14 protein-coding genes are annotated in these 16,875 nt (G+C 58.2%); 4 read left to right on the forward strand and 10 right to left on the reverse strand.

Going from position 1 to position 16,875, the window contains the following annotated elements:
* The first annotated feature begins 2 nt into the window (after window positions 1-2).
* From I6F09_RS17970 to I6F09_RS17980, 3 genes are all read left to right on the forward strand, one after another.
* The gene (locus I6F09_RS17970; RefSeq protein WP_225188658.1) at window positions 3-749 is read left to right on the forward strand and encodes an SOS response-associated peptidase family protein; all 747 of its coding nucleotides are present in this window, start codon (window positions 3-5) and stop codon (window positions 747-749) included.
* A gap of 74 nt (window positions 750-823) precedes the next feature.
* Window positions 824-2,980: an exonuclease domain-containing protein gene (locus I6F09_RS17975; protein WP_225188659.1), complete on the forward strand. Its 2,157-nt coding sequence runs from the start codon at window positions 824-826 to the stop codon at window positions 2,978-2,980.
* Window positions 2,981-3,194: 214 nt separating this feature from the next.
* The gene (locus tag I6F09_RS17980) at window positions 3,195-4,397 is read left to right on the forward strand and encodes a GAF domain-containing sensor histidine kinase (RefSeq protein WP_225188660.1); all 1,203 of its coding nucleotides are present in this window, start codon (window positions 3,195-3,197) and stop codon (window positions 4,395-4,397) included.
* A gap of 29 nt (window positions 4,398-4,426) precedes the next feature.
* Here the strand turns inward: I6F09_RS17980 and I6F09_RS17985 are convergent, their stop codons facing one another.
* Entirely contained in the window at window positions 4,427-4,588 is a 162-nt protein-coding gene (locus I6F09_RS17985) for a hypothetical protein (RefSeq protein ID WP_225188661.1), read from the reverse strand.
* Window positions 4,589-4,799: 211 nt separating this feature from the next.
* Window positions 4,800-5,726 carry a non-homologous end-joining DNA ligase gene (gene ligD, locus I6F09_RS17990; protein WP_225188662.1) on the reverse strand — a complete coding sequence of 309 codons (927 nt, stop codon included), beginning with the start codon at window positions 5,724-5,726 and terminating at the stop codon, window positions 4,800-4,802.
* 409 nt (window positions 5,727-6,135) lie between these two features.
* Here ligD and I6F09_RS17995 point away from each other — a divergent pair, with 409 nt between their 5' ends.
* Window positions 6,136-6,393: a hypothetical protein gene (locus tag I6F09_RS17995; protein WP_225173121.1), complete on the forward strand. Its 258-nt coding sequence runs from the start codon at window positions 6,136-6,138 to the stop codon at window positions 6,391-6,393.
* A gap of 668 nt (window positions 6,394-7,061) precedes the next feature.
* Here the strand turns inward: I6F09_RS17995 and I6F09_RS18000 are convergent.
* The 8 genes from I6F09_RS18000 to I6F09_RS18030 form a co-directional block, all read right to left on the reverse strand.
* Window positions 7,062-7,835: a YsnF/AvaK domain-containing protein gene (locus I6F09_RS18000; protein ID WP_225188663.1), complete on the reverse strand. Its 774-nt coding sequence runs from the start codon at window positions 7,833-7,835 to the stop codon at window positions 7,062-7,064.
* Between the two features lie 434 nt (window positions 7,836-8,269).
* Window positions 8,270-9,190 (reverse strand): PhnA-like protein, encoded by a 921-nt coding sequence (locus I6F09_RS18005; RefSeq protein WP_225188735.1) that lies wholly within the window; start codon window positions 9,188-9,190, stop codon window positions 8,270-8,272.
* A 1,138-nt stretch (window positions 9,191-10,328) separates the two neighbouring features.
* Complete coding sequence (locus I6F09_RS37570; protein ID WP_276573866.1) at window positions 10,329-10,445, reverse strand: hypothetical protein; 117 nt, start codon at window positions 10,443-10,445, stop codon at window positions 10,329-10,331.
* 20 nt (window positions 10,446-10,465) lie between these two features.
* Window positions 10,466-11,155, reverse strand: a complete 690-nt coding sequence (locus I6F09_RS18010; protein WP_346730121.1) for an ABC transporter substrate-binding protein — start codon at window positions 11,153-11,155, stop codon at window positions 10,466-10,468.
* 670 nt (window positions 11,156-11,825) lie between these two features.
* On the reverse strand, window positions 11,826-12,227 hold the full coding sequence (locus I6F09_RS18015; RefSeq protein WP_225188664.1) for a hypothetical protein: 402 nt from the start codon (window positions 12,225-12,227) through the stop codon (window positions 11,826-11,828).
* Window positions 12,228-13,111: 884 nt separating this feature from the next.
* Window positions 13,112-14,503: a hypothetical protein gene (locus I6F09_RS18020; protein WP_225188665.1), complete on the reverse strand. Its 1,392-nt coding sequence runs from the start codon at window positions 14,501-14,503 to the stop codon at window positions 13,112-13,114.
* Between the two features lie 4 nt (window positions 14,504-14,507).
* Window positions 14,508-15,488 carry a DUF6384 family protein gene (locus tag I6F09_RS18025; protein WP_225188666.1) on the reverse strand — a complete coding sequence of 327 codons (981 nt, stop codon included), beginning with the start codon at window positions 15,486-15,488 and terminating at the stop codon, window positions 14,508-14,510.
* Window positions 15,481-16,659 carry a cell surface protein gene (locus I6F09_RS18030; protein WP_225149805.1) on the reverse strand — a complete coding sequence of 393 codons (1,179 nt, stop codon included), beginning with the start codon at window positions 16,657-16,659 and terminating at the stop codon, window positions 15,481-15,483. Before I6F09_RS18030 ends, I6F09_RS18025 begins: the two co-directional genes overlap by 8 nt.
* Between the last annotated feature and the right edge of the window lie 216 nt (window positions 16,660-16,875).

Genomic DNA, 16,875 nt, shown 5'->3' on the forward strand with positions numbered 1-16,875 from the left:
CTATGTGCAATCTCTACTCGATCACCACGAACCAGGCCGCCATCAGCGCGCTGTTCCGCGTGGTCAACCAGTACGTCGGCAACCTCGCGCCTATGCCCGGCGTCTTTCCCGACTACAAGGCGCCCATCGTCCGAAACGGTCCAGATGGCCGTGAGCTGGCGACCGCTCGCTGGGGCATGCCGTCATCTTCGAAGGCCCTCATGGACGCGACGAAGAAGCGGGCCGAGAAGCTGCAGGCCAAGGGCAAGACCGTCGATTTCAAGGAGTTGCTCCGAATGGAGCCCGACAGCGGCACGACGAACATCCGCAACGTGAAGAGCAAGCACTGGACGCGCTGGCTGGGCGTGGAGAACCGCTGCGTCGTGCCATTCAACTCATTTAGCGAGTTCAACAAGGCTGAGGGCGGCGACATTTGGTTCGCGCTCGACGAGAGCCGCCCTCTCGCCTGCTTCGCAGGCATCTGCGCCAACTGGACCTCGGTCAGAAAGGTCAAGGAAGGCGAGACCACTAACGACCTCTATGCGTTCCTCACAACAGAGGCGAATGCCGAAGTCTTCGCCATCCACCCGAAGGCAATGCCTGTGATCCTGACCACGCGCGAAGAGGTCGAGATCTGGATGACGGCTCCGGCGGATGAAGCCTTGGAACTACAACGCCCGCTTCCAGACGGCGCGCTGCAGATCGTCGCGCGCGGCGTGAAGGAAGACGTGGGGCCCGTGACGACAGATGTCCGCGGCTCTGGTCAGTAGCCGGTCGAGGCGCTTGACTCTGAGGACAGCATCAGAACAGAAATAGAACGAACGATTCTGCCGCGAAGGTCCGCTTGGCCAAACTGCCTCAACTGCCCGTCTACTATTACCTCGACCACTTCGCCGAAATGCTGGGGTTCGTGCAGCGGACGTACGCCCCGGTGCTTGGTCCGGAGCATCACGCCTTCATAGCGCGGTTCGAGGGACTTTCGAGAGATGCACGATGTCTGCTGGTCCGCATGATCAACAGGCGTGGTGCCATATTCAACAGATCCCTGTTCAACTACCCCGAGATTGATGACGTCGAGCGGGCGGCAACCAATCTGACCGCGGCCGGTCACGCACGCGAGCTCGGCGAGGCCGACTATGCAGCCTTCGTCTCATGCCTGCCAAAGGACATCCTCGTTACTGGCGCGCAGGCGGCCGGGCGAGGAGTTGTCCGCAAATCGTGGTCGAAGCCGAAGTTCATCGATTATTATCTACAGAGCATCCCCTTCTCGGTCGCGGCGCAGCACTGCGGCGCCCGCAACTTCATCGCGCTCGACGGGACGCGTCCGATCGAGTTCCTGCTCTACCTGTATTTCGGCAAGACCGAGGTGAGCCTGAAGAACTTCGCGCTACGCGACTTAGGCATCCTCCGCACCAACCGCGAGACCTCGTTCAGCGCGCGCTTCACCGATGCCGAGGAGGCTCTCGCCTCGTTCCATTACAGCCAGGTGCTGGCCAGTCTGGAGGACGGATCAGACACTGCCCACAGACGGGCCGCCATCGACGTGCTCGCCGGGCCTGCCTGCACCACCCAGTTCGCCGCCGATCTCCGCAGCCGAGCCGCGCATCAGACCGGCCTTTTTTTCGAGAAGGCGGGTGAGAGCGATCTCGCCCGGCAGCTCTACCGTGCCGGGCCTTCTCCCGACTGCAGCGAGCGCTTGGTTCGCCTGCTCTACAACACCGGCGACAAGGCCGAGGCCGAAGCGCTGCTACAGCGGATGATCGATGATCCCGCGAGCGACGGCGAGCATCTCTTCGCCACCGACTTCTACGCCCGTAAGTTCGGCGGCAGGCGTACAGGCCTCTACACCGAACTTTTGCGGTCTGGCCGCACGATTACCGTCGACGATACCCACCGCGGCAATCCCGAAGCGGGCGTCGCCGGCGTGCTGCGGCGCGAGGGCACCCAAGTTTTCTTCACTGAGAACGTATTGTGGCACACGCTGTTCGGCCTGCTCTTCTGGGACGAGCTGTTCGAGAACATGCGGATGCCCAGCGGGTTCGACTGGCTACCTCATTGTCTGAAGGACCGCAGCTTCAGTCGGCTTTTCGCCGCGACAATCGACGAGAAACTAGCAGCCATCGCGTCCGGATCCGGCCTCCCGTTGATTCTCCGCACCGTCGCAGCAAAATGGGGCCGCCCGAACGGGATCTTCAGTTGGGATCACGTGCAAGTGGAGGCATTGCGCGCCCTGCTCGAAGGATCCGATCCAGCCGGCGTCGCCAGTATCGTCCGCAGCATGTGCGACGATTTCCGTGGCATGCGCGACGGCTTCCCCGACCTCATGCTGGTGCAAGGCGGCAAGGCGTCTTTCATGGAGGTCAGGGCGGAAGGGGATGTGATCCGCCGCAACCAACTGACCCGCCTTCGTCAACTCGGCGCCGCCGGCATCATGGCTGAGATCGGCCGGGTCGAATACCGTTTTGACCCCGAGCAAGATTACGTGGTTGTCGACATCGAGACCACCGGCTCATGGTCAAATGGCGACCGCATTACTGAGATCGGCGCTGTGAAGGTCCGCAACCACTGTGTCGTCGGCGAGTGGCACTCTCTCATTAACCCCCAGCGTGCAATTCCGGCAAAAATCGTCCAGCTGACCGGCATCACGAATGAAATGGTTCGGGACGCACCTCTGTTCGCCGAAGTCGCGGACGGCTTCATGGAGTTCATGGGCGACGGCATCTTCGTCGCTCACAACGTCAGCTTCGACTACGGCTTCATTGCCTATGAATTCGAGCGTATTGGGCGACGCTTTCGGTTTCCGAAGCTCTGCACGTGCGCCGGAATGAGGCGCCGCTATCCAGGGCACAACTCCTACGGGCTGGGCAAGCTCTGCGAGATCTACGGGATCGAGCTCGAAAATCACCATAGAGCGCTGTGCGATGCGCGAGCTTCGGCGCATCTGTTGAACCTCATCAATCAAAGGCGTAGCGAGGAGATGCTGGAGGCTGAAGCGGCTTAGATGCGCTCCGGACGGATGTTCACCGCAATCAAGACGTCGGCCAGTTCAGCGAGACAAAGCTCGCTACCGCTATAACCAAAGAGCGCTGATTAAAATAGGCGGGCGGGCATGCAGGCATTGCAGGGCGCATTTCGCGCTGTGCAGATAGGTATTTATCTGGTTAGGCTAAAGCAGCGTTCAGACCGGGATATGAGTTCCTGCGTGTGAGGGGTGGATGGAATTCGAACATGACATCGCGAAAGTAAGCGGGATTGCCGCCGTCTCGACCATTCTAGACGTGGTGAGCCGAACGACGGGCATGGGGTTTACCGCAGTTGCCCGCGTCACCGAGGACAGATGGATTACCTGTGCTTCACGAGACGACCTTGCCTTCGGACTGAAGCCGGGTGACGAACTGAAAATCGAGAGCACAATTTGCCACGAAATTCGTCAGAGTCGCGAGGCTGTGATTATCGATAATGTCAGCGAGGATACAGAGTACTGCAACCACCATACGCCGGCCCAGTACGGTTTCCAGAGCTATATCTCGGTCCCGATTGTTCTTCCGGATGGTTCATTCTTCGGAACTCTCTGCGCGATTGACCCAAAACCGCGCAAGCTGAATACCCCCGAAGTCGTGGGCATGTTCAAGCTCTTTGCAGAACTGATTGCGGCGCATCTCGACGCAGCCGACCGTGTGGAATTGACGGAGAGCAAGCTTGCAGCGGAACGCAAGAATGCCGAGCTTCGCGAGCAATTTATCGCCGTCCTCGGCCATGACCTCCGAAATCCGCTTGCCTCGATCCAGGGTGGTCTCAGGCTCCTGGAGAAGAAGGTCGATCAGGAAGGAAAAAATTGGATTGCACTCTTGCACGGTAGCGTCAATCGGATGGCGGGGTTGATAGATAATGTCATGGATTTTGCCCGCTCCCGTTTGGGCTCCGGGATGCAGCTGAGGTCTCACCCCCAGGACTTGCAGCCCATCATCATGCAGATCGTATCCGAGTTCGAGAGAGTGCACTCCGACCGCCGCATCTTGTCGGCTGTTGACGCATCAGCGGCTGTGAACGTGGACGCGGGCAGATTGAGCCAGATGATATCCAATCTGCTCGGCAACGCGATTACATATGGCGCGCCCGATGAGCCCATCAATATTGTTGCGAGGTCCAATGATGCGGGCTTTAGGATCCAGGTGATAAACAAAGGACCGCCGATCCCGGCACAAGCGATGCCGCACCTTTTCACTGCCTTTCATCGCGGTGACGTTCTGCCTAACCAGAAGGGATTGGGGCTTGGTCTCTATATCTCACAGGAAATCGCAAGGGCGCATGGTGGAGAGATCTCTGCCATTTCGACGGACGATAGCACCATTTTCACCGCAACCTTTCCAGCGCGCACTGACCAACTGGCAAAGGGAGACCCAGCGTCTCAGACGTAGCCCTGAACGCAACCCGATATCGCGTGCGCTCAGGCCAATCGCTTAAATTCAAGGACACGGATCTGGTCGCGCAGCTCGACTTCCAGATCCTCTAACATCTGAGCGGTGGGGCCAGTCGGAAACTGTTTGGCTAGCTCAAGGCACCGGGCCAGCCGTACTTCAAGCGCTTGTCTATCCAGTGCGTCGGTCATTCAAATGGGTCTCCTGCCGAAAGCAGAAGTCGCCAAGGGAGCTTTTGTTGCAGCCGATTGTCGCCTGCGACAAATGGACCAATACGCCAGGAAAGGCCTCCGGGTGGCGGAGGCCTAGTCTAGGGGCGGAAGGATCTAATGCGCTCCAAGCTTGCCTTCTGAGCTGCGTTCCTAACGATGCGCACGAACGCTCTGGCCGGCGGAACATAAGTTATTTCCGAGACAACCCCTTGAAGGAACTCGCACGTAGCAATCCTTCCGACGTGATGTCTCGGTACTCAATGTCTGCGTAGAACTTCGGCTCCACCCAGGTGGCCTTCGGCTTTTTGACGGGCTTGGTGAGCTTCTGCTTCGGGCTCACTACCGTATCCAGGGCGTCCCTGATCTTGCGCGATGTCGTCCGGCTCCAGCCGGTTCCGACCTTGCCCATATAGACCAGTTCTTTCCCCTTCTCTTTGCCGAGGTAGAGAGCGGCGACGCCGGTTGGATCCTTGATGAACCCGACGACGGGGAATTTTCCCTTCTGAACGACTTTAACCTTCTGCCAGGCTTCCACACGCTCCGACCGATATGGGGCGTCAACTCTCTTGGAGACGATACCTTCGTAATTCAGCTTCCTTGCAGCTTCGAACAATGCCTGCCCGTCACCCTCATGGTGCTCGCTGTAGAAGATGGGCTGCCCCAGCTCGTTTAGATCAATCAAATCCTGCAGCAGCCTCTTCCGCTCAAGCTGCGGCTCTTTCCGAAGGTCCTTGCCATCGAGCCACAGAAGGTCGAACGCGAAGAATAGCAAGCGGTCCTGTTCGCCTCTGGCGAGGTCTGCCTGGAGTTCGGAGAAATTGGTCCGGTTCTCGTGGATGACCACCACCTCGCCATCGACGATGGCTTGTCCTTGGATGTCAAAGGCGCCGGCGATGACGGAGAACTTATGAGTCCAGTCGAGGCCATTGCGGGTAAAGACCTTGCGGTCGTCACCATCGATATGAAGCTGGACGCGGTAGCCATCGTATTTGACTTCATGAATCCACTGAGACCCCGAAGGCGCTTTCATCTTCAAGGTCGCAAGCTGGGGGCTGATAAAGAATGGCATAGCGGCACGTGGCTTTTTGGCCGGTGCCCTTCTGGTACGCTTCGCCACTTACGCAACTCACAAAAAGCCCACCGTCAGGTTGGGGGCCAACGGCGGGCAGTTTACCTACCTTACTCACGACTTTCCAACCGCGGAGCTGAGGCGGCGTTCCGAGCGTGTTCTCACATACAACCGAGATCTCGATTCCCGGTTGTATTTTCAACGTCAACGAGAACGCCCGCCGAACGGCTCGGGAACACCAAGCCGATAGCGTTCCTGCCGCAAACACCCTCTCCGCCAAACGGGAGTTCTCGTTTCGGCAACGACAGGACCTGGCCGTCCTTTCCTCCTACGGGTGCGCTCGCGTCTACGCCCCTCCAGCCAAGGGTGCTCAACCAGCTTTCCATGTGGACAAACGCTCGTGCCAAGTGATTGCAGGCGCTCTTGTTTAGCCGTACCTAATATCCATCTGGCTAGCATGAACTTAACCGACATTCAGGACTTCGCCATTCAGGCTCGCGTAGCTGCGATCCTCGGAGCGACTGAGTTCGACCGCGTTTTTGCCGGTGTTCGTTTTGCTGAGGTTGAAGGTCCTCTACTGTACGTCTACGCCAAGGACGAACCTGCAGCCGCTACGATAGAGGACGACTTCTCTCTGCTCATCGCAGACATAGCCAGCCGCATCCTCAAGCAGGAAATCGAGATTGTGCTCGTGCTGCCGAAAGTCTTGCAGTAGCTCAATTCGTTTCAACGATTTCGGCCGCGAGTTCAGCGACCGCCCGCCTGCCCGCCTCGGTCAAACCGCCGAGCGTCTGCGTGTGCTTGTTGGCGCACTCGACGATCTTTTCCGCCACGAACTTTCCGGCTGGATGACTTCGAATGCCAGCGGCATCAATCTACACACTCGCTCCAATGCGACACATCCATATCGGAAATGGTTCGCTCACTGAATTTTTCTGAAAGCAACATGACTGACTCCACGAACAAAACTGTTCACGGAGGCGACCACTTTCCCGCCATCGAGCGTCAGCAGCACTCCTCCAACCAAGTCAAATACCCACGCCATTCCGAAATATAGTCGTCACTGAGCGGCTTGGGACTGACATGAGTTAATGGCCCAGCGGCAAAGATCATAAAGATCATAATGTCGGATTGTACCTCATAACCGGACATGCGCGTCCCTGCAGAAGTTGACCGCAAAGGGCCAAAATCGGCGCTCGAGTGAGCACTGCTCCGCGTCCGGTCTAACGTCCATGTGAGCTAGAATCCGTAAGGCCGATGAAGTAGATTGGTGGCGTTTTCGCTCTGACGCACGACTATTCTAATAACCGAGCAAGTGAGAGCGGGCCAAAGCCGCCCTCACTCGCCATACCATCTTCGATGCCGGCGGTTGATCAGCTAAGCTCAACGCTCAGTCTTGTCGATGTCGGCCCTGGTTTTCTTCACCGTATCAGCAACTCTCTCAGTACGTTGGGCCGCTTCTTTGCGTACCACCAGTTCTTCACCGGCTCGAGTCTCCTTCTGGACTACGGGCTCCTCATGCAGTTCTCGCACTTCGTACTCCCGTTCCGTTGGTTTCCCTGTCGCAGCTCCCGTAGCTGGACGGCGCTCGATCACAGTTCGCTCATCGCGCAGTTGTACGTCCTTCTGCACAGGCTCCTCGACTACGTAAGTTCTTATATGCTTGACGGTTTCGGTGGCCCGTTTGCCCACCTTCAGTTCTTCTTCCGGGAGAGGGATAACCTTCTCGCGTTCATCGCCTTGAGAGTCATACCCTTCTTGGCTCACCGAGCTTCCTGATACTCCGCTTCCGACCGCTGTCGAGCCGCCCCCGTTTTCTTCGTGGATCTCGACCGGATTGTACTCTTGCAGCACACCTTCGATGCGTTCAAGATCGGCCATGGTGGGAGCATCCACTAGCACCGACAATGCGGTGCCGCCCCTTTCCATGTGGCTTTCATACAGGCGGCGCTCGTCTGCCGGCACATCGCTTCCAAACAGCCAGTCCCAGAAACTTTCTCCATCCGAGCTGGCGCTTGCTCTTTCGCTGCTTGACTGTGATGGCTGATTGCTCAGCCTCACATGATCTGCTGGAACGCCTGAACCGACCACAGCACGGTACGCTTCCTCTGCGTCGTTACGAGAGTTGTATACTGCTACCACGCATTGTCCTTGCATGTTTGCCTCCTCTATGGACATGCGTCCAACGCGAGAAACAACGCATCGTTCTTAATTTTTTCGCAAGGTTTGCGAAGCGCTCGCGATAGACAGAGCTGCCGGGCAACGCGAGCTTGGAGCTAAGTTCTTATAGTTGGACCGGCGCCGATGCGAGCGTGGTGTCGCAAGAGGCTGCAAGATCAGCTTATCGAACACTCACCTCGTCCTTAGTCCAACAAGACTCGGAGCGATTGCGTGAAGCAATGGGCGCCAAGACGATCGTTTGGAGCCGCTCGTCCGCGTGCGACCACCTTCCTGATCATCTGCCAGAGATGATATGCATGATTAGGTCGCATGCTTTTCAACGAACGAGGGACAAGGCGCTGAAGCGACGACTTTCGGTGAGCTGACAAACTTGGTTGTTCGAGCTGAGTCAATTTCTCGGGTCGTTGTTGTCATCGACGGGCGACTTGCGCCGACACTGTTGGATTCACGGCCCCGGCTTGCCCTGCAAAGAACGCGGCCAAGGCGCCCAGTAACAATGCCACTGACGCGAACAATGCACCTTGTGAGACACGCTTGGCAGCTGTATCCGCCGCCTGCTTTGCCTGCTCCTTCGCCTTGGCTACCGCTTCTTTATATTGCTGTTGGTACTGACTGATCTGCGCCTTTGCTTCGTCTTGTGATATGTTCTGAGCCTTGGCTAAAGCTTCGGCGGCCTTGTCGTTAGCCGCTGACTGCTGAGAAGCGTCACCCGTTAGGGCCGCGCGGACGGCTGTGGCCGCGGCATCACGAAGCGCGGCGGGATCTTGCCCTCCCGAGGCGCCTCTAACTTTGCTTTCGATGGCAGCCATCGGATCGCTAACATTGTTCAGCGTAGGCGCTGCCGTTTGAACTGCCGTTTGGACCGACCCTCCGAGCGCTTTTCCCGCTCCGCCCAAAGCGGAAGATGCTGTGCTGAGAGCGCCACCAGCCAAGCCCGAAGCGGCGGAAGAAAGCAGATACATCACTGCCAGCGTTGAGACTGCCCATGACATTAGTCCATGATAAGCCGTGGTTGAAGCAGACGCCTTGCCAGAAAGCCGACCGGCTACGTAGCCACCTAGTGCCGCAGCCAGAATGCCGGAAACTATAAACCAGATGCCTGCACCAACCGACATCGAGCTTGCGCTGGGCGTGCTACCTTCCCCAACGTCTACCGTGGATAAACCCACGCCTAGGCCGATCATGTTTAGAATAATCTGCATGACAAGCGCGATCGCTGCACCCGCGAAAACGGCGCCCCACGCGACCTGATTCAACATGATTGTGCGAATTTCATCAGCGGGAACGACCTCGCTCGTCTGAGGGGGCGTGCGGTGGCTCGGACGAGCCATTTCGGGAGAGTTGGCCATGACGTTGATCCTTGAAGCCTGTTTGATCCCGCAACTTGCTTTTGGATCCGACGTTCCTAAAAAGTCGCAGGCCTCAACTGCAAGTGCTTGCAGCACTTTGCCACGCAAATGCCGCCAGCGTGCACCTCCCGACTGTCCCCCGCCGAGTTCGAGCAGAACGGCGGCTCTCCGACAGGTGAAGGCACAAGACTGCCGCATTCATTCACCTCCCAATGAGCGAAGAGAGCGCAATCGCCAGCACGTTGTGGTGCAATCGTTTCTTGGCGGCAGGTGAAAAGATGCCGCCGCCAAATGCTCGGCAGGTGGTCTTGTCTGCACCGCCGCCTGTATCACTTCTGTACTTCCGACGTCCTTGCAGCCGCCCCTAAGCCGGAGAAACCCTCAGTGCCCCGGCAGCCACCCTGACCGGGTCGCGACTTTTGAGGCCCACATACCTGAGGGCCATCAGGGCTCAGGTTGTGGCGAACCAGAAGAACTACGGAAGCGCGAATCGATTTCACATTTGTTAATGTCGGGATCCGAATCGGAGGAGCGATGCGGGATCTCAAGCCGAAAGATTGGACTGACGGTGAGCTTCAGCTCCTAATCAACTTGGTCAAACAACGCGCGAAGTCAGCTGAAACAGCAAAAAAACTTCGAAGACATGTGGGGTCGATCAGGCGAACCGCCCGCAGCCTCGGGCTTCTGCTCAGAAGATGACGGCGAAAGGACGATACGGGAGTGCGGCCCCGGCTCGACACTGGAGGGAGGGACATTGCCCGGAGCCGCCCCCGCTGGTCCAACGTGACCTGCATCAGACAACGCAGAATTCGACAGCGTCGTTCCTAGCAGCACTGCGGGCAGCTGTGAGGGCTTCGCGCTGCATTTGCGGCCATTGTAGCGGGTTGAGTGTGGCCCCCCTTGCGAAAGCCGGACTAGTGCAGCCGGTGCTAACGTCTGGATCATGGTTTTCAAAGTTCAGGCCAGGCGCAATAAGCCGAGCGACTTCCTTGCATTCGAATTGTGGGTCGATCGCATAGCTCCAGACTACGTTCGGGTCACTCTCAGGAAGCAGATCTTGCGGCACTCTGAACTACGGTCCGCCACGGGCAGTTCTGGACTCGTGCATTGCAGCATCGTCCTACTCGATCACCTCGTCCGCACGGGCGAGCAGTGATGGCGGGATTTCGATGCCTAGGGATCGCGCGGTTGCTGAGTTGAGAACCAAATTGAACTCCGTGGGCTGCTGAATGGGCAAATCCTCCGGCCGAGCACCTCCTAAAATGCGTGCAGCGTAAGTGCCGGCTTTTCAAAGTTTGCGACAAGGCTCGGCCCGTAGCTCATCAGACCACCGGCGGCCGGAAATTCGCGGAATTCATAGGACGCCGGAAGCGAATGACGATCAGCCAATGCGACAAGTTGCGCACGTAGGTTGAAGAATATCGCATCGTTGCCCACGAGGACCGCCCCGACTTGAGCACTAACAAGATGTCTGAAAGCGGGTTCTAGTTCATCCTGGTTGCGCGCCTTGGCTACTTCCAAGGTCCGCCCGGTCGAACGGGCAACTTCGTCAATTTCCTGAAGCAAGTCTTGATTGTGAGGGTTTACCAAAAATCCGACGGTAGCCTTTTGTTGGAGCAGCTCCTGGATCAGTTCGAGACGCTTGAGGACAAGCCTCGCTGTCATCATAGATATGCCCGTGGCGTTGCCCCCGGGATGAGCGAAGCTCTTTGCAAGTCCGAGCTTCACGGGGTCTGACGCGATTATGAATACGATCGGAGTGGTTGAAGTTACTTTCCTTGCCGCGAGCGCAACCACATTGCCCCCTCCGATGATCAGCGCTGGGTTGAAATGCAAGAGCTCCTGAGCGAGCTCCGGAAGCCTATTGTGGTTTCCTCGCGCCCATCTACGTTCTATCGTAACGTTTCTTCCAACTACGTACCCCTCTCCGCGAGACCTCTTTCGAATGCTGCATCATAGGACTCGCAATGTCAGGGGAACCCACCGACAGCACACCAATAACAGGTGCCGCTGAACGTTGCGCGCTCGCCGTAAGCGGCCACAGAGGTGCCGCGCCGACAAGAAGCGTGATGAACTCCCGCCGTCTCATGTGCGCTCTTAAGCTCTATGGTGAAGGCATCGTAGCGGTTCACTCGGGCTCATTGAAAGTGGCTTAGGTCAATGGTGTTGCATGCGCCATCCCCGACAGACGTCTGTCTGCTCCAGCTCCACGAAGCGAGAAACATTTGTTCCCCCTCCTAGAACGCAATGGCAAGCCAAACTGCGACAGCATTACTGCTACACATCTCCTTCAGCGTCGGTTGCTGACCTTGCCAATGCTTGAGGACCTTGACGATACTCACATCCCGGCTTCAGGCGCGAACAACCGCAAGAATTAATTTCGATCCGGGGGCATGAGTGCAGGCTCAGCTTCTGCTTTGGGTCTTGAGCAAATCTCGTCCGCTCTGCCGCAGTGAGCGGACCTCCGTCAGACCACGCGCAACTTCGCTGATGGGTCAAAATGCGAAGAACTCAGGTTGAGCAAATCTGAGCTGCTCTGGCTTAACGAGCGGATTAGCGACCGCCGAGGCGCACTTCGCCGATGGGCCAACTTGCCGCGGCCGAACCGCGTCGTGAGCTAGCGGGTAAAAAGGATTGCCAGCACAAAGACGATCCCTAGAAGTATAAGCGCACCAGCGGAGGTGGCACCACCTTGGGGAGACGTTGAGGTTTGTGCAGCGCTCGGAGTGGACGTCTGGCTCGCAGGTTCGCGAGCATTCTCAAGATATTCTCGCTTGAGTTGCGTGAACTTTGGAGGATTACCCGTCCCACCGTGCGCAAAATAAGCTTCTTCAAAGTAGCGATTACAATGTTCCATGAGGCTACTCGTGTTGCCGCCGGCACTTACCCACGAGGATGCCCACGACATCATATGTGTGGGAATTAAGTGGTCCTGTGATTTTGTGATCAGGATGAGAACGGTATTCCAGTCGTTCTCAGTCTGCCAGAAGGCCTTCGCTATGGCGTCCCGATCGTCCATTTCCATCCCCCCGGCGATTAGTCAAATCTCTTACACGTCCGGCGAGAAATCAATGGCCGCCATCATCGCAGTTCGCGGCACTCAACCCGGTGCTCGCACCAGTAGCGTTTCTCTCTGAGCACCCGCTGATTTTTTCCAAGGACATTGATCTATCGCAACTAACTTTCGCGATCCCGATACAGCGTCCTGGCAGGAGGCAACGATGCAGCCTTGGATGCAGCCTTGGATGTTGCATGTGCTGGCGTGGGCCATAGCGGCCTTGGGCTTGGCAGCCATCCTTTCCATGAGCTTCTAAGCTCGCCTCAGGTGTTTCGGCTGCGTTGACAAACTGCAGGCACGTTGACAATTTCCACAATTCCGAATTTTAATTGACCTACCCGCTCGTGCGTATCGCAACTACGAGACCGTCTTAAGACTACATCCAAGCGACGAATTGCCGTGAAGCGGCTGCAGAGGCTCTGCGCGAAGTAGGGACAAAGGGTCGTCTGATCTACAACCATTACCTCGGATTATGGCTGCTCGAGTGGCCTCGCGGAAACTGAGCATCATGTCCGCTTCGGGTCACTTTCGGACGTTGGCGCGAGCGCCGCAAGACATCAGCTACGGGCCAGAAGCGGACATCAAATATTGGGCAATCCGGGGAGTCTGTCGGCATCCTCCTAGAGGTGTTTAAGCGCGCTTCGCTCGCCAGCATTGAAGTGCGCGGGAAAGGGTCCATGCGGCTGGTTTCTCGCCGGCCATGCCCGGACGGGCTCCGCTTAGAGAGACAAGATGCGCATTCTGCAGTCGACTGGCCTCTCGGCGGCGACCTACTGCAACGCTCACATCGATTCCACGTAGCGGCTCCATGCCAACGATACGGGATACTAGCCTGCATGGTGGAATCAGAATGATCCACCCGTCCTGAAGTCTCCGCCGCCAAAGGATCCTCCGGTCCCGAAACCATCCGGCGGCGGGATCGGCAGCCCTCCGCCAAAGCCCGAGTCCCATGGGCTGGGCCCATGGTGGAAGCCATCACGTAGAACCTGCCCCAGTATCGCGCCTCCAACAGCGCCGGTCAAAATACCTCCAAGGACGTTTCCGAGTGATGCCTCGTTGCCGAAAGTGCCGTAAGGCGTGTCGTAGCCTTGATGCCGGAGTTGCGCCCATTCGGTTTCGACCGTCGCACGGCGGTGAGCAAGCTCCTTGAGCCTCTTATGGGTCTCTACTGCCTGTCGTAGCGCCAGATTCATTGCTGCGTCCGTAGACTGAATCCGCCTGACAATCTCCTCGTCCTTGGACGTCGGCGTGCGAGTGGCCTCCTCGTAGAGTTCGTGCAGATCTTCGCGCTGGTCGGCGACTGCCAGCAGCTCGACCGCATCACGGTAGGGAGCGTCCCCCTCGAGGATCGATGCGTCATAGGCGCGGTCTTGAGCAGCCAGGGCCGCGCGCGCCTGTTCAAGCTGGCGCTCGCGATGTGTTACCGTGTTCCGCGCCTTGGCGACTTCAGCTTCAGCAGCCTCGGAGCCAGCGTCCACGAGCGCCTTGCGCTCCAGGGCCTTCAGTTTGGATCGTTCCTCTTGCAGCTTCTCGATAATCTTCCTGGAGTGGTCGCGTAGGCGCTCGGGGATTTCGTTAAGAAGAGAGTAGTTGACCCGCGCCTGGTCATACCGGACTACGCTGGCCACCAGGCGATCCATGTAGCGGGTGAACGGGTTTGCCCGGTAGGCGGCGGTTCCGAACTTCCGGCTCCACAAGTACATGAACAGCGGATCGGCTTCGTAAGGACGGCGCTTTTCCTCCCGGTCGGCTTCCGCCTGTATGGCCTTCTTCTCGGCTTGCTGGGCTTGTCCGGTGATCTCGTTAACTCGCGCCCGCACAGAAATCCATTCGCGGTTGAGGCTGATCTTGGCTTCGACGCTCTTACGAATCGTTTCCGCGTTGGCCAAGGCCCGCTGCAGTTCATCCAAGGCAGCCTGCCGCTCGGCCTCCGCTTGCCGCACCCGTTGCTCGGCTTCGTGCCGTCGCTCGGTCAATCGCTGCAAGGCTTGCTGACGGCTCTCGAGCAGGCTGATGGCCTGACGCTCCGCTACATCCAACTCGCCGACGACTTGGTTCTGCCTGATTGCGTCAAGCTTTAGACGTGCGAGTTCGCGGAACGCTTCCGTACGCTGGAGGCGGAGGCGACCCACCTCCTCAGTCGCCTTCGCATAGGCCCGCTCGACTTGCGCCTCCTGCTGGCGAGCCTTTTGGATGAACTGTTCGATCTCGGCAAGCGCCTGCCTTCCGGATATCATGGTCTTACCATTGCGTGATCGCCCCGCCGAGTACCGGCAACTTGTATTCCACGTCTAGCTGGCCGCGCCGCTTCTCGCCGAGATTATTCTGCTGCACGATTCCGTCGTCGTTCTTGTCTCGCTGCACCTGCATGGCCGTTGCCTCGCTCACACGCACGCCCCACTTTGAGACCTCGACGGTGCGGCCGTCCTCTTCGCTCGTCACCGGTAGCTTTAGAACGCGCCCGTCAGGCGTGACCGGTTCAACGATCAAATAATAGTTGCGGCTGGCCGGATTGCGTTGCGGTATGCGCCACACGCCGGTCGCATCGCCTGGTCGCGAGACGATACGTAGGACGTATTCCCGGCGCAGCTCCGCGCGCAGCGTGTCGAGATCGTCGACGGCCTTCCGTGCGCCATCGGCGTCGCCGCGGGCAATGGCGGCTGTTCCATCCGCAAGAAGGGCGTCGGCCTTCTCCCGCGCTGCTGGCACCTTCGCTTCCCGCAGGAGATCCTCGTGCTTCTGCTCCAGGGCTGCCGGCAGCCTCTCGGCCAGGTCGACCCTGGTACGCTCCGCTTGAGCCTGTTCCTGCGCTGCCCGTCGATTTGCTGGCTCGACTACGCCGAAGTGGTAAGCGCCCCAGCCGAACGCCAGCAGCGCAAGCAAAGACATTACACGCCGACCGATGCGACCACGATTGATCCAGGCAAGCGCGATCGTGCGGGCGAAGCTGGCAGGAGGCGGGTTATAGACGAAGCGCTGCTCCTTGAGAGCCTGCACCCCCTCCACCAGTATACTGTCAGGCACTTCGATGCCCTGCCCATGATAGATCTCGCGCAATCGCTTCAGGAGCTGGGCGTCCCGCTGCTCTTCGCCCAGCTCTCGACTGACGAGATTCTCCTGGTGGCGCAGCGTGTCGACGACGTCCATCGCGAGCATCACGTCATTGAGGCTCGACGGAGCCTTCAAGGGCTCCTGCTCCATCGATGCAGCTTGATCAGCCATTGGCCGGCAGTGCCTGTCCTTCCGCTACGAGACGCGCGATGCGGCGCTTGCCTTCCTCGACCGCGTCACGGATTTCGGCCGAGTTCCGTGTCGCAAGTTGTCGCATTTCCCCGATGATCTCCTGGGAGCGCTCCTGAAACGTGATCACGGAATCCACGAGCTTCTTGACCGCATCCGCGCGGATCGTCGGGCCATACCCCGCCCTGACGGCAGCTTCTCCGACCTGATCGCCAATTTCAGCCAGCACTTCGAGGCTGCGGGACACACCCTCTTTCATTTCATTCAGGGTCTGTGTCGACTCATTTAGGCCGAACATGCCCGTGAATGAGGCTTTCAGAGCCGTGAAGACGGAATCGTTGGTCGAGAAGAAGGTCACGGCTTGCGCGTAAACGCGCTCCTTGGCGTTTGTCATCTGCATGAGCCGCGCCATGACGACCTCAGACGTGTTGTAGCCAATCGTTAGGTTGTCCGAGAGGTCCTTGGCGATCTGATAGCGTTTCTCCTCGTCCTGGGTGCGCCGGAGTTGCTCGTCACGGGCGAGTTCGAGCCGTGCGCGTTCAGATACCTCCTGTCCCGTGAAATTGGCCACGGCACTAGACGCCTTCTGCAACTGCGCCTGGGCGCCGGCGAGGCTTTCCTCCGCTATCTTGAGCACCTCCAGCGCCATCACCTCAGCATGCTTGAGCGCGCCGCGGAAGTCACGGTAGGCGTCCAGAATGACCTGCTCACGCTGGATCTGGTCCTTCGTTGAGCGTGTGACGTCAAGATAAACTTGCCTGATCTCATCAAAGCGATCGGCAACATCACCGCGAGACAGCTTCATCCAAACGTTGTTGATGCGTTCGAAAAGATCAATCTTCTGGTCTTCCAGCTGGTCGACCATTTTCTTGGTGTCATCGCGAATGGAGTTGAAGGATTCGGTGATCTGACGGTAACGTTCGCCGATCTCCATCGCCTGAACTTGCTCGCGGACGACCTCGTTGAAGACGCTGGTCTGACCGAGAGTGCGAGCGATGATGACGATTCGATCTTCATCGAGAGCGGTGATTTTCTCCAGCAACCCGGCAATTGGAGCCTCCATGGCCTGGGGCGGGGCAATACCTATTGCCTGCAAAGCTCGGGTCGCTCTGTCAAGATACTGCATGGGCGACGTTGCTACGACGTCAGACATTGGCGCCTCCCTTGGAGTTCTTTGATAGGTTCATGAACGCGCTCCAGGAATCGACGCTTACAGCATCGGGAAGCGCCTCCATGGAGAATTGCATCCCAATTGCGTACCGGTCGTCTTGGTTCCTATTGCCCGTCTGGAAGCTGTGGCGCTGTCATCGCGACGATGCGTCCGCTCCGCTCGTACGGGGGCTCTCGAAGCGGAAATCAAGTTCGGGTG

This window comes from Bradyrhizobium sp. IC3195, from assembly GCF_020193585.1.
GTDB lineage: Bacteria > Pseudomonadota > Alphaproteobacteria > Rhizobiales > Xanthobacteraceae > Bradyrhizobium > Bradyrhizobium yuanmingense.